The sequence below is a fragment of the Alsobacter sp. P4_H11 genome (genome assembly GCF_056400925.1).
Genome location: NZ_JBFUKI010000014.1, coordinates 1 through 20,870, shown reverse-complemented (window position 1 = coordinate 20,870; position 20,870 = coordinate 1). Strand labels below are relative to the sequence as shown.

Below are 20,870 nucleotides of genomic sequence, written 5' to 3'. Positions count from 1 at the left end.
ATGGTGCCCCTGGCCGGAATCGAACCAGCACTCCTTGCGGAAACCGATTTTGAGTCGGTCGCGTCTACCAGTTCCGCCACAGGGGCCCGCCCTATCGGGAGGCGGCGCGGACTATAGCGGGCCGGAATCGCACGTCAATCTCCTCCCGTTCAGGCGACGTCGCCGGGCGCGGCGCCGCTGCCGTGCTCCGCGCCTTTTTCGCCCGGCACCGGCGTGGCCTCGCCCAACGTCTCGCGGACATAGAGCTTCTTCACGGCCACGAAGGCCACCACGGCCAGCGGCGCAGCCAGAAGCACGCCCAGCGCCCCGAAGAGCGCCCCGAACGCGATCACGGCGAACAGCAGCAGGGCGGGCGGGATCGCGACCGAGCGGCGGGTCACGACCGGCTGGATCAGGTTCGATTCCACCTGCTGGATGGCGATAAAGGCCGCCGCCGTCCACAGCACGGCCGGCAACCCCATTCCGGAGGCGACCAGCAGCGCCGGAACCGCACCCGCGAAAGGGCCGACGAGCGGGATGAACTCCAGCAGGCCGGCGATCAACCCCAGAGCGGCTGCGCTCGGCAGGCCGATCAGCGCCAGCGCACCCCAGGTGAGCGCGCCTGTCACCACCATGGCGAGAAGCTGGCCGAGGAGCCAAAGCCGGAGCGCCCGGCCGGCGACGACCATGGTCTCGTCCACGTGCTCGCGGGCCTGGGCGGGGAACAGCATCACGACGCCGCGGCGGTAAATCCTGGGATCGAGCGCCAGATAGACGCCGCCGAAGATCACCAGCACGAGGTCGGTCACGGCCCCGAGGGCCGAGACGCCGTAGGTCGTCACCTTGCCGATGAAGCTCTGGCCCGAGAGGATCTCCTTCGCGCGCCCGCTGATCTGGTTGGCGAGATCCGGTGCGCCGACCTTCTGCCCCAGCGCCTCCAGCGCCCCGGTGGCCGTTTGCCCCGCCGTCGCCAGTTGCGCGGCGACCTGCGCCTGAAACAGCCAGATCGCCACCCCGAGAGCGCCGAACACCAGGATGCCGGAGACCAGCAGGGCGAAGCCCGACGACAAGGGCGTGTGCTTCTCCAACCCGTCCGCGATCGAACGCAGCACCACGGCGATCAGAGCCGCCGCGAAGCCGAGCAGCAGCACGTCCAGCATCGCGTACAGAACCGCGAACAGCACCACGATCGCGCCGACCACCAGGGCGGTGATCGTCACCCTCCTGGCGAATTCGCTCTCGCTCATGGTCGACGCGGACCGGGATGCGTGGTCCGGGGCCGGGGTAGGGGCCGGCGTTGCAGGCAAGGTCGTGTCGATCGCCATCGCGGCCCCTTTTCTGGTCGGCATTGCAACGTGCCAGAGGGGCCTTCGTTCACTCTGCGCTGACCCTGTCGCCGCGCGTGCTTCGTGATGCGGAACAGCTTCGCCGTGACGGCGTTGCAGCTTCATCAAACGGAGGATCACACCATGAGGAATTTTGTTCTTGGCCTGGCGGCCGTCACCGCCGTCGTTCTCGCTCAGCCGGCTTTCGCCGATGACAGCGGCGCGGCCGCAGGCGTCGCCACGGGCGCGATCGCGGGCGGCGTGGCCGGCGGCCCCGTCGGCGCGGCGGTCGGCGCGGGCGTCGGCGGCGTCGTGGGCGGCGCGGTCACGGGCCCGAACAAGGAGCGGGTGATCGTCGAGCAGCGCGGCCCTGCGGTGGAGACCGGCACGATCTCCAACTGCTCCAGCAAGACGGTCCAGAAGGAGAACTCCTTCGGCGACACCAAGACCACCACCACGCAGTCCTGCGACTGATCGCAGAGCGCTCGCCAGAGCGTTAGCGAGGAGAAGCCCGCCCAAAAGGCGGGCTCTTTCGCGTCTTGTCTGGATCGACTAGCGTCTCCGTTAACGCCCTGGCGCGCAAAATCGCGACCGCGGTCGTGCGCAAGCGGAGGTTGATGGACGGTGCGAAAGGGTCGTAGCCTCGCGATGGCCTGCGCGGGCCTGATCTGCGCCGCCCAAGCGGCCGGCGCACAAGGCGCCGCGAACTCGTCCGCCACTCAGGCGCGCCCCGAAGCCTGCGCGGATCTCGGATCCTTTGCGGTGGTTGACCCGCCGGGCGGCGGCCGCGGCGCGCTGTCGGCGCAATCCTACACGCCCTGCGCCGATCTCGACGGCCGGCGCCGGGACGACTCCGTCCAGATCGGCGTGGACGTCATGCTCGGCGGCCAGAACTCCAACGCGTCCCAGCCCTCGCCGACCGGCGGGATGCAACCCGGCCAAACGCCTCGCCGGCGCCCGTAGCGGGATTCGGGTGGCGGCCCAGCCACGATCCTGCCAAGACGCCGGCAGAAGATGCCGATGTCCCTCGCTCAAAAATCCATGCGCCCGCGCGAATGGCTGATGCTGCTCGCGCTTTCGATGATCTGGGGCGGATCATTCCTTTTCGCCAAGCTGGCCGTCAGCGCCATACCCCCGTTCGGCGTGGTCGCAGGACGCGTTGCGATCGCATCGCTGTGCCTCGCGATAACGCTGGCGGCGCTTGGCGTCGGTTTCCCGCGCTCCGCTGCGACATGGCGGGCGTTTTTCGGTATGGGTCTCCTCAACAACGTAATCCCGTTCAGCCTCATCTTCTGGGGCCAGACCACGATCGGGGCAGGGATGGCGTCGATCTTGAACGCCACGACCCCGCTCTTCACCGTCCTGGCGGCGCATGGCTTGACCGGCGACGAGCGGCTGACCTGGAACCGCATCGTCGGCGTCCTGGTCGGCTTCACGGGCGTCGCCATGATGATCGGGCCCGAATTGCTGGAGGGGCTCGGATCGAACGCGGCCGCGCAGATCGCCTGCCTGGGTGGAGCGGTCTCCTATGCTTTCGCCGGCCTGTTCGGGCGGCGCTTCGCCCGAATGGGCGTTCCGCCGCTGCATGCCGCTTTCGGGCAGCTCACGGCGTCGAGCCTGATCGTCGTACCGCTGCTGCTGGCCTTCGGAAAACCATGGACGTGGACGATGCCCGGAGCAGCGGCCCTGGGCGCGCTCGTAGCCCTCGCCGTCCTGTGCACGGCTTTCGCCTATGTGCTGTTCTTCAGCATCCTTGGCAGCGCCGGCGCGACGAACATCTCGCTCGTGACGTTCCTCATCCCGCCAAGTGCGATCCTGCTCGGCGCCGTCTTTCTGGGCGAGCGTCTTGGCTGGACCGATTTCGCCGGCATGGGCCTCATCGTCATCGGGCTCGCGGCCATCGACCCGCGGGTCGCCACGCGTCTGGAACGCCGAGCGCGCACAACTCGGGCGGACGAACTCACCCCTCCGCGAGCGGCCGGAACGTCTCCACCACCCGCTCGTAAACCGGCCGCTTGAACGGGATGATCAGGTCCGGGAGACGATCCATCCTCTCCCAGCGCCACGCTTCGAACTCGGCCTTGTGGCCGCCCGCGGGGGCGTGAATGTCGATTTCTGAATCTTCGCCGACGAAGCGCAGCGCGAACCAGCGCTGCGTCTGGCCGCGATACTTACCCCGCCACGCACGGCCGGCCACCGGGCCGGGGAGGTCATACGCGAACCAGTCGGGCGCCTCGGCCAGCAGCTTTGTCGAGGTGACGTTGGTTTCCTCCTGCAGCTCGCGCAGCGCCGCCACATAGGGGTCCTCGCCGCGATCGATGCCGCCTTGCGGCATCTGCCAGGCGTGGCGGTCGTCGACGTGCTCGGGCCCGGCCTCGCGCTTGCGCTTGCCGATGAACACGAGGCCATCCCGGTTCAGCAGCATGATGCCCACACAGGGGCGGTACGGCAGTTTGGCGATGTCCATTCTTGCTACTCACCGGCGGGGGGGAAGCGCGATGATGTCAGACCCGCCCGGGCTTGGCGATGGCGGCGCTGAGCGGCACCAGCACGAAGCCCCGCGCCTCGAGGTTCTTGGCCCAGGCCGCGATCCGGTCGATGCTCACCGGCAGCGCGCTCGCAGTTCCGACCGATACGCCGCGCTCGCGGGCGATTGCCTCCAGGCGGGCGAGCTGGTCGTCGATGGCAGAGGCTTTCGGCGTCGCGTCGATCACCGTGTCGGCCTTAGCGGCCGGCAGCTTCAACCCGCCCGTCACTGCGGAAATCATGCTGCGAGCCGACGCGCCGTCGTCCAGCACCACCAGCCCGCGCGCGGCGAGCTCCTTCAGCACGGGCGTGAGCGCCGCCTCGCTGGCGGTGAACTTCGCCCCCATGTGGTTCATCACCCCGATATAGCCGCTGAAGCGGGACATCACCCAGAACAGGCGATCGAGGTTTTCCGGCGCGCCGTTCGCCAGCAGCGTATGCGGGCCGGGATCGTTGTCCGGGTAGTCGAACGGCTCCATGGGCGCCTGCAGCATCACCTCGTGTCCGTCCTCCCGGGCGCGCGCGACCTGCCGCTCCAGCTCCGCCCCATAGGGCGCGAACGCCAGCGTCACCTCGCCGGGCAGCCGGACGATGGAGTCGGACGTCGAGGACTGGCTCAGGCCCATGCCGCTCATCACGATCGCGATGCGCCCCACCGTCTTGGCGGGCAGCATCGGGGCCGGGCGGGCGTACACGTCGGCCGGACGGGCGCCGTCGGGACCGAGTTTCGGCAGTGCGCCGTGCCGTGACCGCTCGATCAGCCGCTTGTCGGGCGCGACCGCGAGCTTGATCGGCGTCTGCGGCACCTGGATCACGATCCCGCCGGCGCGCTCGCCATTGCCGCGCACCACGCGCACGCCGGTGGCCTTCTCGATGTCGGCGGCCGATCGGCCGTTCGGCGGGGCGATGTCGGGCGAGCCCTCGACCACCCGCGCCTGCGGCGGCGCGACGGCCTCAGCCGGCGGCGGCTCGACCTTGGCGCGCGTGATCGTCGCGACCGCATAAGGCTCGCCGCCATAGGGGTCCTTCACGACCACGATGTAACCCGCCAGCGCCAGCAGGAGCATCGCGACCGCCATCGCGAACAGGTTGCCGAGCGGCGCGGCCACGCGGCGACGCGGCCGACTGGCCGTTTCCATGCCCAATGGACGTGTGAGTTCGTCGTGGCCCAGCGTCACGCTTCGGTCTCGGAGGATGAAATGCACAAATCCGGAAACGGCGGGGCCGAACGCACCGGAACTTACGAATCATAGCTCAGATCGAATCGGTCGTCTGTCCGCATTGACCACGATACGAAAAAGCGGCGACGCCTGTGGCATCGCCGCTTCATTTCTACGCAGATCCGCCGTGTGGATCAGCGTTCAGTTCGGGGACTTCTGGGGCTTATCGGCCGCAGCCGGGGCGCTGGCCTTGCTTCCGGCGTCATTGACCTTCACGCCGCGCAGCAAGTCGTACGCATAGTTAAGCTGCTTGTCGTTCTTGGGATCCGGCGGAACGTAGGCCGAGCTGCCGCCCTGCTCCTCTTCGCCGTTCTTCAGATGGCCCTTGAGGCTCGCCTCGCCCTTGGTCTCGTCCTTGCCCTTGAGCTCGGCCGGCACCTCGTTCAGCACCTGCACGTCCGGATCGATGCCCTTGGCCTGGATCGAACGTCCCGACGGCGTGTAGTAGCGCGCCGTGGTGAGCCGCACCGCGCCGTTGGAGCCGAGCGGGATAATGGTCTGCACCGAGCCCTTGCCGAAGGAGCGGCTGCCGATGATGGTCGCGCGCTTGTGGTCCTGCAGCGCGCCGGCCACGATCTCGGAGGCCGAGGCGGAGCCGCCGTTGATCAGCACGATCACGGGCTTGCCCTTGGTGAGGTCGCCCGCCCGGGCGTTGTAGCGCTGCGTCTCGTCGGCGTTGCGGCCGCGCGTCGAGACGATCTCGCCGCGCTCCAGGAAGGCGTCGGACACCGCGATGGCCTGGTCCAGCAACCCGCCGGGGTTGTTGCGCAGGTCGATCACGTAGCCCTTCACCTTGTCGGCGCCGCCGAGGTCCTTGTTGATCGTGTCGATCGAGTTCTTCAGGCCCTCGAAGGTCTGCTCGTTGAACTGGGTGATGCGGACGTAGCCGACGTCCGTCTCGCTGCGCGAGCGCACGGACTTGATGCGGATCACGTCGCGCGTCAGCTTCAGCTCCAGCGGGTCGCTGTTGCCCTTGCGGGTGATCTTGAGCCGCACGGCCGAGTTCACCGCGCCGCGCATCTTGTCGACGGCCTGGTTCAGGCTGAGGCCCTGCACCGAATCATCGTCGATGGCCGTGATGATGTCGCCGGCCTGCACGCCCGCCCGCGAGGCCGGGGTGTCGTCGATGGGCGAGACGACCTTGATCAGGCCCTCCTCCATCGTGACCTCGATGCCGAGGCCGCCGAATTCGCCGCGGGTCTGCACCTGCATGTCCCGGAAGCTCTTGGCGTCCAGGTAGCTCGAATGCGGGTCGAGGCCAGAAAGCATGCCGTTGATGGCGCTCTCGATCAGCTTCGACTCGTCGGGCTTCTCGACATAGTCGGATCGGATCTTCTCAAACACGTCGCCGAACAGGTTCAGCTGCCGGTACGTGTCCGACGCAGCCGCAACCGCGCTGGTGGTCGACAGCAGGCGATCGTTCGTCGCCAGCGTGGAGGCGCCGGCCCCTAGGACGACACCGAGCATGAGCATAGGGAGCTTGCGCATTATCCGCGAACTTTCTCGTTCGTCGATGCCGCCCACCAGGGCGACGGATCGATCGATGTACCGTCCTTCCGGAACTCCACATAGAGCACCGGTTGCGATGTTTCGCTACCCACCGATGCGGCGGTCGCCTGCGACCCCTCGCCCATCACGGCGACCGGCTCGCCGGCGAGGACGAATTGGCCAAGGCTGACATTGCTTCGATCCATGCCGGCCAGAAGCAGATAGTACCCGCCACCGGCGTTGATGATCAAGAGTTGCCCGTAGGTTCGAAACGGTCCCGCATACGCGATCCAGCCGTCGCAGGGCGCCGTCACGACGGCCCCCGCCCGGGTGGCGTAAGCCATGCCCTTCAGACTACCCCCGACTGCGTCGGGAGCGTTGAAACGCTTCAACAATGAGCCGTTCACGGGCAACGGCAGCAGTCCCTTGGCTTCGGCGAAAGCGAGCTTCGGCGCAAGCCGCGCCGGGTCCTTGAAGGCCAGCGCGGCGAATTTGTCGCGGGTTTCCTTGACCTCGTTCTCGCGCTGCAGCCGCGCCTGTTCCTCGGCCGACAGCGCCGCCAGCCGGGCCGCCTCGGCGGCGCGCGCTGAAGCCTCGATCTCGGTCTCGAGACGCCCGATCAAATCCTTGAGAGTTTGCGCCTTTGCGGCGAGACCGGCGGCCTTCTCGGCCTCCTGCGCCACGGTTTTCTCAGTTCCGGCGATCTGCTGCTGGCGCGCCTCCACGAGGGCGGCCAGCCGCTGCCGGTCTTCCACCAGCGTGGCGACCTCGCCGCGCAGGCTCTCGCGCTCGGCGTTCGCGGCGGTGCGCAGGCGGATCATCTCGCCGAGATCCGACGCCAGAGCCTCCGTTTCCTGCCTGAGTTCGGGCAGCACCGCGCCCAGCAGCATCGAGGTCCGCACCGCCTGCAGCATGTCCTCGGGGCGCACCAGCACGGCCGGCGGAGGGCTGCGGCCAAGCCGCTGCAACGCCGCCAACACCTCGATGATCACGGTCTTGCGCCCATCCAGCGAGCGCCGGATGGCGTCCTCGGTCTGCCCCAGCGTAGTGAGGCGCTCCTCGATGGCGGTGATCCGGTTCTCGGTGGCGCGCAGGCGATTGGTGGTCTCGATCATGGTGGCGTTGAGCCGCGCCCGGTCGGAGCGCAGGCCCGCGGCTTCGCGTTCCAGCCGCTGCCGGTCCTGGCTGGTCGCCTCCAGGAATTTCTGGGTGGCGTCGAGCTCGAGCCGCCGGGTGGCCCGCTCGGCCGCCTTCGGGGCCATGTCGGGCGGCGCGGGTGCGGGCGCCTGTTCCTGCGCGGCGGGATCGAGCGCCACGGCCGGCCACGCCGCAAGCGCGGCGCAAGCCGCCACGGCGCCGAGCAGGATGGAACGGAAAAGGATCAGGCGCATCGGCCCCAGAGCGCCCCTGGCGATTCGGTCGTCTCGAGTGTGCCATGTTCGGGCAGCATTGCGGCAGCCTCGTGGGCGTCAGGCCCGATGATAGGGGTGGCCCGACAGGATCGTCATGGCCCGATAGAGCTGCTCGGCCGCCAGCACGCGGACGAGCTGGTGCGGCAGCGTCATGCGGCCAAACGAAATGCGCTCCTCGGCCTGGGCGGCCAGCGCGGGATCGAGCCCGTCCGCGCCGCCGATCAGCAGCGCAAGGCTTCGCCGGCCTGCATCCCGGCGGGAGGCGAGCGACTGGGCAAAAGCTTCGCTTGTCGGATTTGCGCCGCGTTCGTCGAGCGCGATCACGGCCGGATCGCCCAGGCCCGCGAGGCGGCTGCGGATCGCCGCTGCCTCCTCGGCCTTGCGGTCGGCGGGACGCGAGGCGCGGCTTTCGGCGAGTTCAAAGGCCTCGAAGCCCGTGAAGCCGAGCGCTCGCCCGGCAGCGCGCGCGCGCTCGTCGTAACGGGCGACGAGCTCCCGCTCCGGGCCGTCCTTGAGGCGGCCGACCGCGACTACGGCGATGCGCATCGCGTCAGCCCGATGGCGAGGTCAGGAGACCGCGCGCTCCGCGGGACGATCGCCGCCCCACATCTTCTCGAGGTTGTAGAAGTGCCGAACCTCCGGCCGGAACACGTGAACGATCACGTCGCCGGCGTCGATCAGCACCCAGTCGCAATGCGGCAGGCCTTCGACCCGCACGTCCTTGCGGCCGCGTTCCTTCAATCCCTCGATGACGCGATCGGCGATCGCCCCAACATGCCTGTTGGAGCGCCCGGAGGTCACGATCATGCTGTCTGCGAGAGAGGTTTTTCCCGTCAGGTCTATGGAGACCGTTTCCTCGGCCTTGGCGTCGTCCAGGAGCCCGAGGACCAGCGGGAGCGTCGCGTCGTCGTGCGGCTCGACCGAGCCGGTCGCGGCGAGGTGCGAAGTCGTTTCGACTTCGCGCGTGGTGGTCATTGTCAGCGGTCGACCCTCTTGCGGATCGCGCGCCAGTTGCGCGCTTGATCTCAATATAGTCGAACTGGGCCGAAGTTCCAACGACGACGCGGGGAGAACCTTTTAGAACTTCCGGACTGGCGCCTCGGCCGCCGCCGCCCGCAGCGCCGTGGAGGAGAGCGGGGAGCGTCGCCCGTGCAGAAAGGCCCAGGCGGGCGTCGGCGCGCCGGGCAGCAGCGCGGCGTCGCCTTCGTCCATCCGCCTGTCCGCCAGCGCGATCGCCGCGATGGAGCGCGTCGCCCGCAACGTAGAGCCCGGTCGGTCGATTACCGCGATCGGCATCATACGCGCGATGTCGCGCCACCGCCGCCAGCGATGAAAACCCGCCAGATTGTCGCCGCCCATGAGCCACACGAACTGCGCGCCGGGGCAGCGCCGCCGCAGATAAGCGAGCGTCTCGAACGTGTAGGGCGTGCCGATCGCGGCCTCGAACCCGGTGACGTCGATGCGCGGATCCCGCGCCAGCGCCCGCGCTTGCGCGATCCTGTGCGTCAGCGAGGGTAGCCCCGCATTGTTCTTCAGCGGGTTGCCGGGCGTCACGATCCACCACACGCGATCCAGCCCGAGCCGCCGCAGCGCCGTCTCGCTGACCAGCATGTGCCCGCCATGCGGCGGGTTGAAGCTGCCGCCGAGCAGCCCGATCCGCATGCCGGGCGCGAGGCGCGGCAGGGTCGGGACGGGCGAAGCGGGGAAGAAGGCGTCGGCGGGCATTGCGTGGACCATGGCGACTGCGTCGCCGCCGCGCAAGGCGAGCGCCCGGCCTGCCCATGCTTGCGAGGCGAAAAGCCAGCCCGCATAGTCGGCCCGAAGGCGAGGCCCCATGCCGTACCGCACCACCATCGGCGTCCATTCCTGGGTCTTTGGCGACCTCAAGGACCTCATGGCCAAGGCGACTCCGCCGCGCGCGGGCGATCGCCTGGCCGGCGTCGCGGCCGGCAGCGCCGAGGAGAGCGTCGCCGCCCGCATGGCGCTCGCGGATGTTCCCCTGAGGCAGATCCTCGCCGAGCCGCTGATCCCCTACGAGGACGACGACGTCACGCGGCTGATCATCGACACGCACGACGAAGTCGCCTTCGCCCCCATTGCGTCGCTGACGGTCGGGGAATTCCGGAACTGGCTCCTTTCGGACGCCGCCACGGCCGCAACGCTGGCCGGAATCGCCCCGGGCGTCACGCCCGAGATGGCGGCGGCCGTGTGCAAGCTCATGCGCAACCAGGACCTCATCCTGGTCGCCCGCAAGTGCCGGGTCGTCACGGCGCTGCGCAACACCATCGGGCTGCCCGGGACCATGGCGGTTCGCCTGCAGCCCAACCACCCCACCGACGACCCCAAGGGCGTGGCCGCCTCGGTGCTGGACGGCTTGCTGCTGGGCGCGGGCGACGCCTGCATCGGCATCAACCCGGCCAGCGACAACCTCGCGGTGATCGGCGACCTGATGCGCCTGCTGGACGGGATCATCGAACGCTTCGCCATTCCCACCCAGTCCTGCGTGCTCACCCACGTCACCACCACGCTGGAGCTGATCCGCCGGGGCGCGCCGGTGGACCTCGTGTTCCAGTCCGTCGCCGGCACCCAGGCGGCGAACCGCTCCTTCGGGGTCGAGCTCCCGATGCTGCGCGAAGCCCAGGAGGCCGCGTTGTCGCTCAACCGCGGCACGGTGGGCCGCAACGTCATGTATTTCGAGACCGGCCAGGGCTCGGCCCTGTCGGCCGGCGCGCATCATGGCGTCGACCAGCAGACCTGCGAGGCGCGCGCCTACGCGGTCGCGCGCGCGTTCGATCCGCTGCTGGTCAACAGCGTCGTGGGCTTCATCGGCCCCGAATACCTCTATGACGGCAAGGAGATCATCCGGGCCGGGCTGGAGGATCACTTCTGCGGTAAGCTCATGGGCCTGCCGCTGGGCGTGGACGTTTGCTACACCAACCACGCCGAGGCCGACCAGGACGACATGGACAGCCTGCTGACGCTGCTGGCCGCCGCCGGCGTCACCTACGTGATGGGCGTGCCCGGCGCCGACGACGTGATGCTGAATTATCAGTCCACCTCGTTTCACGATGCGCTCTATGTGCGCGAGCTCTTCGGCCTGAAACGCGCGCCCGAGTTCGAAGCCTGGCTCGCCCGCATGCGGCTGATTGGCGACGACGGCCGGCTCCTGGATGGCGCCGGCACACCTCTGCTGGCCGGCGCCCGCGAGATCGCGGCGTGAGCCGGGAGCTCTCGCCCGCCGAACTCATGCAGGCGCTGCGCCGCCTCACCCCGGCGCGCATCGGCCTCGCCCGCGCCGGCGCCAGCCTCGGCACCGACGAGGTGCTCCGCTTCGCCCTGGCGCACGCGCAGGCCCGCGACGCCGTCCACACCGCCTTCGACTCTGCGCCCATCGCGGCGGCGCTCACGGCGCTCGACCTGGACGTCATCGAGGTGCAAAGCGCGGCCGCTTCGCGCGACGTCTACCTGCGACGGCCGGACCTCGGCCGCACTTTGTCGAGCGATTCACGGGATCTGCTGAGCGCCGCGACGCCGAAAGGCCCGGACCTCGCCTTCGTGGTTGCGGACGGGCTCTCGGCCAGGGCCGTGCACGAGCACGCTGTCCCTTTCATCCAGGCGCTGCATCCCTTGCTGACGCGCGCCGGACTACGGGTAGGCCCCGCCGTTCTGGCGCGGGAGGCCCGCGTGGCGCTGGGCGACGAAGTGGGCGCACTGCTCGGAGCCCGTGCGGTGGCGGTGCTGATCGGCGAGCGCCCGGGCCTGTCGTCGCCCGATAGCCTTGGCCTCTATCTCACCTTCGCTCCTCGGCCGGGGCGCCATGACGCCGAGCGAAACTGCATCTCGAACATCCGCACCGCCGGGCTCTCCTACGCGGAGGCGGCCCACAAGGCGGCCTGGCTCATCAACGAAGCGCTGCGCCGCGGGCTGACCGGCGTGGACCTCAAGGACGAGAGCGGGCCCGCCCTCGCCATTCAGCCTGCAACAGAGCGGATCGGCCCGGCCTGACGCAAAAGCCTGCCCTCAGGGCCGCGTCTGGCCCGTGCCGCGCACCTGGTACTTGAAGCTCGTCAGCTGCTCCACGCCGACCGGCCCGCGCGCATGCATGCGGCCGGTCGCGATGCCGATCTCGGCCCCGAAACCGAACTCGCCGCCATCCGCGAACTGCGTCGAGGCGTTGTGCAGCACGATGGCCGAATCCACCTCGGCCAGGAACCGCGCGGCGGCGGCCTCGTCGGCCGTGACGATTGAATCCGTGTGGTGCGACCCATGCGTCTCGATGTGCAGGATTGCGTCGTCGAGCCCGTCCACCACCCGCACGGCGATGATGGCGTCGAGGTACTCCGTGCGCCAATCCTCTTCGGTCGCGGGCGTCACGCGCGGATCCACCGCCTGCGTGGCCGCGTCGCCCCGCACCGCGCAGCCGGCGTCCAGCAGCGCCGTCACGAGCGGCCGCAGATGCGTCTCCGCGCAGGCGCGGTCGACCAGCAGCGTCTCGGCCGAGCCGCAAACGCCTGTGCGCCGCAGCTTGGCGTTGAGCACTATGGTGCGGGCCATATCGAGATCCGCGGCCGCGTGCACGTAGACGTGGCAGATCCCTTCCAGATGCGCGAACACCGGGACCCGCGCCTCGCTCTGCACGCGCGCGACCAGGCTCTTGCCGCCGCGTGGCACGATCACGTCCACGTTGCCGTCGAGACCGGCTAGCATGAAGCCGACCGCCGCGCGATCGGCCGTGGGCACGAGCTGGATGGCGTCCTCGGGCAGGCCCGCCTGCGCCAGCCCCTGCCGCAGCGCCGCCGCGATCGCGCCGGACGTGCGCAGGCTCTCCGAGCCGCAACGCAGGATGGCGGCGTTTCCGGCCTTCACGCACAGCGCCCCGGCGTCCGCCGTCACGTTGGGGCGGCTCTCGAAAATGACGCCGATCACACCCAGGGGCGTCGCGACGCACTCGAACCGGAGGCCGTTCGGCCGCTCCCACTGCGCCAGCACGCGCCCGACCGGGTCGGCCAGTGCGGCGATCTCTTCCACCGCGACCGCGATCGCCTCCAGCCGGGCAGGATCGAGCACCAGCCGGTCGATGAACGAGCCCTTGGTTCCCCGCGCCTGCGCGTCCGCGACGTCCAGCGCATTGGCGGCCAGGATGGCCTCCGAATTCGCCCTCAGCGCCGCCGCGCCGGCCAGGAGCGCCTCGTTCTTCACCTGCGGGGCGCATGTCGCGAGCTTGCGGGCCGCCGCGCGGGCGCGACGCCCGACATCGGCCATCAACGCCGCCACCTCGGCGGCTTCCTGATCCTCGGCCTTGCGGATGCTCTGCAGCATGTTGAACTCCGAAGCCGCTTACTCGACGGCCAGCGCCATGTCGTCCCGGTGCACCATTTCGGCCCGGCCCGCATAGCCCAGAATAGCCTCGATGTCGCGCGAGGAGCGCCCTGCGATCGCAGCCGCGTGGCCGGCGTCGTAGGCCGCCAGCCCACGGCCGATCTCGCCGCCGTCAGGCCCGCGCATCACGATGGCGTCGCCACGCGAGAACTCGCCCTCAACGCGCGCCACGCCGGCCGGCAAAAGGCTCTTGCCCTGCCGGATCGCCCGGGCCGCGCCCTCGTCGAGATGCAGCACGCCACGCGCCTCCAGCGAGCCCGCGATCCACTTCTTGCGCGCCGCCACCGGGTTGGATGCGGTGAGGAACCAGGTGCAGCGCCCGCCGGCCGCAATCGCGCCGAGCGGGTTCTTCACCCGCCCGTTCGCGATCAGCATCGCGGCTCCGCCCGCCGTGGCGATCTTCGCGGCTTCCACCTTGGTGCGCATGCCGCCGCGCGAAAACTCCGAAGCCGCGCCGCCCGCCATGGCTTCGATCTCGGCCGTTATGCGCGGAACGACCGGGATGAGCTTCGCGCCGGGATCGTCCTGCGGCGGCGCCGTATAGAGCCCGTCGATGTCGGACAGCAGCACCAGCAGGTCCGCTCCCGCCATGGTGGCGACGCGCGCCGCCAGCCGGTCGTTGTCGCCGTAGCGGATTTCGGTAGTCGCCACCGTGTCGTTCTCGTTGACGACCGGCACGGCGCGCAGCTCCATCAACCGCCCCAGCGTCGCGCGGGCGTTGAGATAGCGGCGCCGCTCCTCGGTGTCCCCCAGAGTCACCAGGATCTGCGCCGTGGTGAGGCCCTGATGGCCGAGCGCCTCGGCCCAGCTTCGCGCCAGCGCGATCTGGCCGACGGCCGCGGCCGCCTGGCTCTCTTCCAACCGCAGCGGCCCGCGCGCCAGCTTCAGCACGCCGCGGCCAAGCGCGATGGCGCCGGACGACACCACCAGCACGTCCGTTCCGCGCGCATGCAATTGGCCGATATCCTCGGCCAGCGCGGCCAGCCAGGCGTGCTTCAGCCGTCCACGCTCCTGGTCCACCAACAGCGACGAGCCCACCTTCACGACCACCCGGCGGAACTGGTCCAACCGGGGCAACGCCGGGGCGCCGCTCTCCCCGTCCTGGACCAGCGCGCCGCTCACGGCCGCCACTCCGCGTTCTTCACCACGGTGGTCTCGCGCTCGGCCTCGCTGGCCCGCGCCTCGTCGATGATGCGCAGCAGCGCGTCCAGCACCTCGGAGACGCCCTGCCCGGTCGCGGCCGAGAGCAGCATGGGCTCGCGCTTGGCGGCCCGTTTCAGCCGCGCCTTCTGCTCCTTGATCTGCTCGGTCGTGAGCGCGTCGATCTTGGTCAGGGCCACGATCTCGGGCTTTTCGTCCAAACCGCCGCCGTAAGCCGAGAGCTCGCCGCGGATCACCTTGTAGCTTTGCCCCGCATGCTCCCCGGTGCCGTCCACCAGATGCAGCAGCACCTGGCAGCGCTCCACATGGCCGAGGAAGCGGTCGCCCAGCCCCAGCCCCTCATGCGCGCCTTCGATCAGGCCGGGAATGTCCGCAAGCACGAACTCGCGCCCGTGCACGCCCACCACGCCGAGGCCCGGATGCAGCGTCGTGAACGGGTAGTCGGCGATCTTGGGCTTGGCCGACGTCACGGTCGCCAGAAAAGTCGACTTGCCGGCGTTCGGCAGCCCGACGAGCCCGGCGTCCGCGATCAGCTTCAGCCGCAGCCAGATCGTGCGCTCCTCGCCGTCCTGGCCCGGATTGGCCCGGCGCGGCGCGCGATTGGTGGAGGTCGTGAAATAGGCGTTGCCGAAGCCTCCATTGCCGCCCTTGGCGAGGCGCACGCGCTGGCCGATCTCGGTGAGGTCGGCGATCAGCGTTTCGCCGTCCTCGTCCAGCACCTGCGTGCCTTTCGGCACCTTCAGCACGACGTCCGAGCCCTTGGCGCCGGCGCGGTTCTTGCCCATGCCGTGGACGCCGGACTGCGCCTTGAAATGCTGCTGGAAACGGTAGTCGATGAGCGTGTTCAGCCCCTCGACGCACTCCACCCAGACGTCGCCGCCCTTGCCGCCGTCGCCGCCGTCCGGCCCGCCGAACTCAATGAACTTTTCGCGCCGGAACGAGACGCATCCGGCGCCCCCGTTGCCGGAGCGAATATAGACCTTGGCCTGATCGAGAAATTTCATAGCGCTTCGATACCGGAGGGCAGCCCCGGGAGCAATGTCGAAGCGGGCGCGGCTCGCGGGCAGGGCTCGTGAGTCGAACAACTAGCAGCCGTCGCGTGCGGCCCGACTGCGCCAGCCGCGGTCATCCTGATATCAACACCCTCGATACCCTCATCCTGAGGAGCAGGCCGTCTTCGGCCTGCGTCTCGAAGGACGAGGGATTCCAGAGCGCACGACATTCGAGCTCGCTGGAGCCCCTCGTCCTTCGAGACGCATCGCCGAGGGGCGATGCTCCTCAGGATGAGGGGACTGCAACCCCCGCCAAATGCGGCATGTGCGGCCTCGTCACCGAAACGCGCGCCCCTTGCGGATGTGAAGCTCCACGTTCCCAACGGTGAAGAACAGGAACGACAGGTCGGCGGTGTTTAACACCTCGCGCGGGCCGGTCTTGCGCAGCAAGTCCGCGAAGCGGATGTCGTAGCTCGACCCGCCCTGCGTCTTCACCCGGGCCGTGTAGGACAACCGCACCGCGTCGCCGTCCTGGCGGATGTCGGCCGTGCCGATGACGTCCTCGCGGGTTCCCACATAGGTCCCCTCGCCCGTCTTGGTGAAGCGCCACGTCTTCACGTCACGCTCGCCGTCCGAGTACACGAAGTCCTCGCGCAGCGTCAGCGTGCGGCCGTCCCAGCGGCCATCCATCCGCACCTTGAGGCCGCGCTGCGTGCCGTCCCGCGTGTTGCGGAACACGCCCTGGGCGGTGAGCGGGCCCCGGAAGAACTCCTCCAGCACGAGCTTTTGCGGATGCGCGTCCCGCATCGGGCGTGCGTCGGCCGCGCCGGCCGTGAGCGGGGCGACGAAGATGGCGGCGAGCAAGGCGGCGGCGATGCGGGTCATGCGGAACTCCAGGCTGATCTCAGCCCCCGCAGCCCATACGGCCCCACCGCTGCTTCGGACCACGGCCGCGTCGAAACGCCCCCGGCGGGCGGCCGGGAGCATCGCGAGGCGTCGCGCCCGCTACGCGCAAGTCGCGCCTTCCAGCACGCCGCGTGTTTCCGGGTCGGTCTGCCGGAAGCGGGGCTCGCCCCAGCCCTTCAGGCTGCGCCAGACCTTGCGATCCAGGCGGAACCTGTCGACCGGAAACAACCCGCCGCGCGCCTTCATCTCGACGAGGCCGGAGCTCTCATACGAGAAGCCCGCCTTGCGCAGCACGCGCTGCGACGCCGGGTTGATGACCCGCGCCTGCGCGGTCACGGCTTCAGCGTCCGTGAGCGTGAACACGGCGTCCACCACCGGCTGGAGCGCCTCGGTGGCGTAGCCCTTGCCCCAGTGCTCCACCCCATAGGCGTAGCCCAGCACCACGCTGCCGTCCGGCTCCCACTTGGCCGACACGAAGCCGATCACGTCGCGTCCGCCCCGGTTCAGGGTGGCGACGAGCCCGAGCTGCGTTCCGGCCGTGTTGCGGGTGCGGGCGTCCAGGATCCAGGCATCCGCCGCGCCGGCCGGATAGGGATGGGCGATATTGGCCGTCATGTCCGCCACCTCTTTGCGGGCGGCGATTCGGGCTACGGCTTGCGCATCGTTCGCCCGTGGCCAGCGCAGCCAAAGGCGGCGCGTTTCGAGCCTGAAAACGTCGTCGCGGGTGATCTCTGGGAACATGACCGAGCCTCCGGTCCGAGTGAGAGTCACGCTGAATCGTGACCCGGATACGACGAAGGGGGAGCGGTTTTCCCACTCCCCCCGGCCAAATCCCAGGATTTCTCCTGGCACTCTCGGATTTCGGCTCGCTGTCGCGACTTCGAGAAATCCGCCGGGTCTCGTGGGATCCGGCGGAGGTCCTTCGTCTCGACCTACGCCGTCATTCTGCTGCTTCTTGGGCTCGTACGACCACGAACATGCGGTCGTTGGCTTTGGCCTGGAACTCGACGGTCCCGGCGGCGGTGGCGAAGAGCGTATGGTCTTTGCCCATGCCGACATTCGCGCCCGGATGCACTTTCGTGCCGCGCTGACGCATAATGATGTTGCCGGGAATGACGCGCTCGCCGCCGAACTTCTTTACGCCAAGGCGACGGCCAGCCGAATCGCGTCCGTTGCGCGAGGAACCGCCTGCTTTTTTGTGAGCCATGATGGTGCTCCGTAACCGTTGCGGGCTTTATACCCGAAAAATTCCGATGCGTCAGGCCCCGAAGGACCCGACAATCTCGCCGAGAAAAGACCTTTCGGCCCTGTCTCCAATCAGGCCTGCGCCGCCTCGGCGGCTTCGCCCTCGGCCTTCTTGGCCCGGGGAGCGCGCTTGGGCTTCTCCTCGCCGGCGTCCGCCTTGGGGGACGGCTGGGCCCCGCCGAGCAGGATCTCGGTGATCCGCACGACCGTGAGGTCCTGGCGATGGCCGCGCTTGCGCTTGGAGTTCTGGCGACGACGCTTCTTGAACGAGATCACCTTGGGGCCGCGGGTCTGCTCGACCACCTCGCCCGCCACGGTCGCGCCCGCGACGGTCGGCGCGCCGACCTCGCCGTCGACCATGAGAACCTGGTCGAACGAGATCATGGCGCCCGCCTCGACGGCGAGCTTCTCGATCGTGATGACGTCGTTGGCGGCAACCTTGTATTGCTTGCCGCCGGTCTTGATGACTGCGAACATCGTTTTGTCCTCGTGTTCATCCGGCTCTGCCCGCCTGTGCGAACGGCCGTCTTTTTTTCAGTTGTGACCCCGCTTGGATCATGCGCCGGCGAGAACGGCCTTTCAGCCAAACCCGCGCCAGCACGAAGCCGCGCGCAAGCCTTGCGGGCCGCGCGCGAAGCGGTCTGCCTACAGGCGGCCGGCCCGCATGTCAATCGCGGCCGGGCTCAATCCGGGCGCGAACGCGCCTCCCTCGCCGAACCCCGCAGAGGCCGCCGAACGCCCTTGCCACGCCGCCTACGGCTGTGTAGAACGCCCACGCTCGACCGGGCCAGTCCACCATGGCTGCCCGCCGAGCCGCGTCCGGGATCGCCAACCACGCCCCGAACGCCGCCGGTTTCACCCGGACCTCTGCGGAGAGGTGGCAGAGTGGTTGAATGCACCGCACTCGAAATGCGGCATGGGTGCAAGCCCATCGGGAGTTCGAATCTCCCCCTCTCCGCCAGTTCGCACTGATTTAGCATCAGAATTTCAGAAGCACAGAATGCAGTCCCCAAATCCGTACCCAAACGGGTAGCGCAGCGATCGATAGGCCATAAGCGCAGCCATAGGTTCTATTGCCACCAACTCATGCCGCCCGGCTTCGTCCAGCCCATGCTGGAGACGCTTACGATCGTGCTGCCGATCGGCACCGCATCTTGACTCCTGCTTTGCGTTCTCTGCGGCTCCTGCATCCTCGATCCTGACAACATGGTGCAACATTCGATCTGAGCGAAACGAAATAGCCGGGTGAGGATTGTAGCTGCGTTCGGAGGCCCCCATGCACGTCCTGATCATCGAAGACGAGTTTCTGATTGCGCTCGCCGTTCAGGAGTGCGTGGAGGAGCATTTCCCCCGTGCGACGATCGACGTCGTGAACAATCAACGTGAAGCTGTCGAGGCGGCTCAGGCCCGGTGCCCTAAGATCATTCTGGCCGACTATCGGCTCGGACACGGCACTGGTGTGCAAGCGGTCCAGGAAATCTGCACCAACGTGCGGCCCGAGATCCCCGTGATCTACGTAACGGGTAGCCCGGAGGAGGTTCAGTCAATCGATCCGTCCGCGACCGTTATCGCCAAGCCGTTCGATTGCACCAGTCTCGCAGGGGTAATTGCAGGCCAGCTCGCTGCATAACGCTCACCAGAGCATGGAACCGAACATTTGAGCTGCAAAGGTTCGCGAACGGCAGAATGAATTTCGCTGATTTCCTTTGATCGTGCCTCCAACGCCGAGCTGCGTGCAGGTTGGCATAAAAGGCTAGACGTCCGTTTTATTCAGCAGGTTCGAGACAGCGGTTATAATCTGAGCCGGAACAAACGGCTTTGGAACGAGAACGCTGTTTGGAACGCCATTGGCCGACCATTCGTGCGAACCTGCACCAGTGATGTAAATAATCGGCATCTCGGGATTGAGTTCACGCGCCTTGTGCGCAACCTGCCAACCGTCAGGCCCCTCACCGAGGTGGACGTCCGTTATCACAGCCCGGAAACGGGCTATGTCGTGCTCCAATTCGTTGATCGCCTCTCGACCGTTACGGGCGACAATCAGCCCGAACCCTGCTTCTGAGAGCGGTTCTTGAAGCGTCTCTTGGATGAGATATTCGTCCTCTACTAGCAGCAGTAACGTTTCTTGGCTGGTCATTGACTTCCACCCAGATCTCTAGCCCGTACGATGCCGAGGTCCGTGCGGTCCGTTGCTCTCCAACCGAGCTATGAGGCACGGTAGCATGATTAGCGCGGCATGCGGCCTTTAAGATGACCGAGGAACCTCCAGCCCCAGAGTGGGCGCAAGACATCGCCGACGTTTTCACCCGGACATTCGGCCATCTATCAGCTGAGGCCTTCAGTCGAAAGCTCACGCAGTACCTGGCGAGACGGTCGGATTCTGGAACAAACGAGACACTGCTGATCGCGATTGTCTCAATCTATGTCCAGCGGCGGGGCGGAAGTAGCTGCTGATGCCCCGACCTGAGTGGGCTCTGCGCATGCCCCAGACAATACGAAGATCACGTCGTCTTCAGCGCTCAACCACAACATATCCGCCTGTAGGGCCAACGCCGTTGGGCACCGGCACATTTGAGCTCTGGTAGTTGCTGTTCATCACGAGATTGGCTTTGTTTTTAATCTCCAGCTTGCGCGCGACCACGATGGTGTACGCAGATCCTCCGGAAATGGCGTTCGGGCTGTTGGCCGGGTCTGTGCCGGACGGTAGTGGCAGCAGCCCATCATTCTCGTCCGGATCCCCGTCATCGACCGCCGCCTTGCCGTCCGCGTCGTCCAGATCGACTTTCATGAAGCCTTGCTTCAGATAAATCGTGCCCAGGAGCTTTGTGACGCCCAAGCTGCTGACGAAATAGTTTTTGCGCGCTTTTCCCGATGGATCCTCAATGAACAGGAAGCCTGGATAGCTTCCGCCTGTGGGAGCCGACAGGCTCACGAATGAGCCAGCCAGGAAAGCGAATGTGCCCCCGTTCATGAAATAGAACGTCACTCCGTCGCCCGTGGGGGTCTCAAGGCGCCCGCCCTTCCTGACAATGAGGCCGTCCAACTTGCCAAAGCCCTTAGGCGGCGCTCCAAACGCAATCACGCCACCTCCACGGATGATCACGCGTCCCCCGCTCATTACCTCGATCCGCTTGTAACAGAGCGTCACCACGCCTGTGACGATCGTGACAACTTCCCCAGAGCGCACGCGAAGGTCATTGATGCAGGGCGGGGTGGAGGGAGCCGGAGCGCGAGCGG

The 20,870-nt window shown here is 68.0% G+C and carries 22 protein-coding genes, 2 tRNA genes and 1 pseudogene; 7 read left to right on the top strand and 18 right to left on the bottom strand.

The genetic code is table 11. From position 1 onward, the window contains the following. Window position 1: 1 nt before the first annotated feature. Both AC1DSZ_RS21270 and AC1DSZ_RS21265 read right to left on the bottom strand, forming a co-directional pair. Window positions 2-86 (bottom strand) — tRNA-Leu (locus AC1DSZ_RS21270). Window positions 87-149: 63 nt separating this feature from the next. Beyond that, window positions 150-1,226 (bottom strand): AI-2E family transporter, encoded by a 1,077-nt coding sequence (locus tag AC1DSZ_RS21265; protein WP_476840336.1) that lies wholly within the window; start codon window positions 1,224-1,226, stop codon window positions 150-152. Between the two features lie 222 nt (window positions 1,227-1,448). Here AC1DSZ_RS21265 and AC1DSZ_RS21260 point away from each other — a divergent pair, with 222 nt between their 5' ends. The 3 genes from AC1DSZ_RS21260 (at window position 1,449) to AC1DSZ_RS21250 (ending at window position 3,323) form a co-directional block, all read left to right on the top strand. After that, on the top strand, window positions 1,449-1,778 hold the full coding sequence (locus AC1DSZ_RS21260; RefSeq protein WP_188519853.1) for a hypothetical protein: 330 nt from the start codon (window positions 1,449-1,451) through the stop codon (window positions 1,776-1,778). A 150-nt stretch (window positions 1,779-1,928) separates the two neighbouring features. Then, entirely contained in the window at window positions 1,929-2,267 is a 339-nt protein-coding gene (locus AC1DSZ_RS21255; RefSeq protein WP_476840335.1) for a hypothetical protein, read from the top strand. A gap of 57 nt (window positions 2,268-2,324) precedes the next feature. Then, window positions 2,325-3,323 carry a DMT family transporter gene (locus tag AC1DSZ_RS21250; protein WP_476840334.1) on the top strand — a complete coding sequence of 333 codons (999 nt, stop codon included), beginning with the start codon at window positions 2,325-2,327 and terminating at the stop codon, window positions 3,321-3,323. On the opposite strand, the gene AC1DSZ_RS21245 is transcribed toward AC1DSZ_RS21250, so the two are convergent. From AC1DSZ_RS21245 to AC1DSZ_RS21215, 7 genes are all read right to left on the bottom strand, one after another. Beyond that, a complete protein-coding gene (locus AC1DSZ_RS21245; RefSeq protein ID WP_476840333.1) occupies window positions 3,265-3,771 on the bottom strand; it encodes an RNA pyrophosphohydrolase in 507 nt (168 codons plus the stop codon). The two genes, AC1DSZ_RS21250 and AC1DSZ_RS21245, sit on opposite strands and share 59 nt — an antisense overlap. 37 nt (window positions 3,772-3,808) lie before the next feature. Continuing rightward, window positions 3,809-5,008 carry a divergent polysaccharide deacetylase family protein gene (locus AC1DSZ_RS21240; RefSeq protein WP_476840332.1) on the bottom strand — a complete coding sequence of 400 codons (1,200 nt, stop codon included), beginning with the start codon at window positions 5,006-5,008 and terminating at the stop codon, window positions 3,809-3,811. A 183-nt stretch (window positions 5,009-5,191) separates the two neighbouring features. Beyond that, window positions 5,192-6,538, bottom strand: coding sequence for a S41 family peptidase (locus AC1DSZ_RS21235; RefSeq protein ID WP_188519858.1), 1,347 nt, complete (start codon window positions 6,536-6,538; stop codon window positions 5,192-5,194). Further along, window positions 6,538-7,929: a murein hydrolase activator EnvC family protein gene (locus AC1DSZ_RS21230; protein WP_476840331.1), complete on the bottom strand. Its 1,392-nt coding sequence runs from the start codon at window positions 7,927-7,929 to the stop codon at window positions 6,538-6,540. Before AC1DSZ_RS21230 ends, AC1DSZ_RS21235 begins: the two co-directional genes overlap by 1 nt. Window positions 7,930-8,007: 78 nt before the next feature. Then, window positions 8,008-8,496, bottom strand: coding sequence for a 23S rRNA (pseudouridine(1915)-N(3))-methyltransferase RlmH (gene rlmH, locus AC1DSZ_RS21225; protein WP_476840330.1), 489 nt, complete (start codon window positions 8,494-8,496; stop codon window positions 8,008-8,010). A gap of 21 nt (window positions 8,497-8,517) precedes the next feature. Beyond that, window positions 8,518-8,925, bottom strand: a complete 408-nt coding sequence (rsfS, locus tag AC1DSZ_RS21220; protein WP_188519861.1) for a ribosome silencing factor — start codon at window positions 8,923-8,925, stop codon at window positions 8,518-8,520. Window positions 8,926-9,027: 102 nt separating this feature from the next. Beyond that, window positions 9,028-9,675, bottom strand: coding sequence for a nicotinate-nucleotide adenylyltransferase (locus tag AC1DSZ_RS21215; protein ID WP_476840410.1), 648 nt, complete (start codon window positions 9,673-9,675; stop codon window positions 9,028-9,030). A 109-nt stretch (window positions 9,676-9,784) separates the two neighbouring features. Between AC1DSZ_RS21215 and AC1DSZ_RS21210 the strand changes: the two genes are divergently transcribed. Further along, entirely contained in the window at window positions 9,785-11,170 is a 1,386-nt protein-coding gene (locus AC1DSZ_RS21210; protein ID WP_476840329.1) for an ethanolamine ammonia-lyase subunit EutB, read from the top strand. After that, window positions 11,167-11,955, top strand: coding sequence for an ethanolamine ammonia-lyase subunit EutC (eutC, locus tag AC1DSZ_RS21205; RefSeq protein WP_476840328.1), 789 nt, complete (start codon window positions 11,167-11,169; stop codon window positions 11,953-11,955). The genes AC1DSZ_RS21210 and eutC overlap by 4 nt, the downstream gene beginning before the upstream one ends. 15 nt (window positions 11,956-11,970) lie before the next feature. Here eutC and AC1DSZ_RS21200 read toward each other — a convergent pair whose 3' ends face one another. From AC1DSZ_RS21200 to rplU, 7 genes are all read right to left on the bottom strand, one after another. Then, window positions 11,971-13,269 carry a glutamate-5-semialdehyde dehydrogenase gene (locus AC1DSZ_RS21200; RefSeq protein WP_476840327.1) on the bottom strand — a complete coding sequence of 433 codons (1,299 nt, stop codon included), beginning with the start codon at window positions 13,267-13,269 and terminating at the stop codon, window positions 11,971-11,973. A gap of 18 nt (window positions 13,270-13,287) precedes the next feature. Beyond that, the gene (proB, locus tag AC1DSZ_RS21195) at window positions 13,288-14,451 is read right to left on the bottom strand and encodes a glutamate 5-kinase (RefSeq protein WP_476840326.1); all 1,164 of its coding nucleotides are present in this window, start codon (window positions 14,449-14,451) and stop codon (window positions 13,288-13,290) included. After that, complete coding sequence (gene obgE / locus AC1DSZ_RS21190) at window positions 14,448-15,494, bottom strand: GTPase ObgE (protein ID WP_188519867.1); 1,047 nt, start codon at window positions 15,492-15,494, stop codon at window positions 14,448-14,450. Before obgE ends, proB begins: the two co-directional genes overlap by 4 nt. A gap of 324 nt (window positions 15,495-15,818) precedes the next feature. Next, window positions 15,819-16,367, bottom strand: coding sequence for a DUF3833 family protein (locus AC1DSZ_RS21185; RefSeq protein ID WP_476840325.1), 549 nt, complete (start codon window positions 16,365-16,367; stop codon window positions 15,819-15,821). A 120-nt stretch (window positions 16,368-16,487) separates the two neighbouring features. Then, window positions 16,488-17,129, bottom strand: coding sequence for a GNAT family N-acetyltransferase (locus AC1DSZ_RS21180; protein WP_476840324.1), 642 nt, complete (start codon window positions 17,127-17,129; stop codon window positions 16,488-16,490). A 199-nt stretch (window positions 17,130-17,328) separates the two neighbouring features. Continuing rightward, entirely contained in the window at window positions 17,329-17,595 is a 267-nt protein-coding gene (rpmA, locus tag AC1DSZ_RS21175; protein WP_476840323.1) for a 50S ribosomal protein L27, read from the bottom strand. Window positions 17,596-17,705: 110 nt separating this feature from the next. Next, complete coding sequence (rplU, locus tag AC1DSZ_RS21170) at window positions 17,706-18,110, bottom strand: 50S ribosomal protein L21 (RefSeq protein WP_476840322.1); 405 nt, start codon at window positions 18,108-18,110, stop codon at window positions 17,706-17,708. Between the two features lie 394 nt (window positions 18,111-18,504). Between rplU and AC1DSZ_RS21165 the strand changes: the two genes are divergently transcribed. Further along, window positions 18,505-18,594 (top strand) — tRNA-Ser (locus AC1DSZ_RS21165). A 315-nt stretch (window positions 18,595-18,909) separates the two neighbouring features. Next, a complete protein-coding gene (locus AC1DSZ_RS21160) occupies window positions 18,910-19,263 on the top strand; it encodes a response regulator (RefSeq protein ID WP_476840321.1) in 354 nt (117 codons plus the stop codon). A 123-nt stretch (window positions 19,264-19,386) separates the two neighbouring features. On the opposite strand, the gene AC1DSZ_RS21155 is transcribed toward AC1DSZ_RS21160, so the two are convergent. Beyond that, a complete protein-coding gene (locus AC1DSZ_RS21155; RefSeq protein WP_476840320.1) occupies window positions 19,387-19,770 on the bottom strand; it encodes a response regulator in 384 nt (127 codons plus the stop codon). 375 nt (window positions 19,771-20,145) lie between these two features. Beyond that, a pseudogene (locus AC1DSZ_RS21150) lies at window positions 20,146-20,870 on the bottom strand (hypothetical protein); the annotation flags it as partial.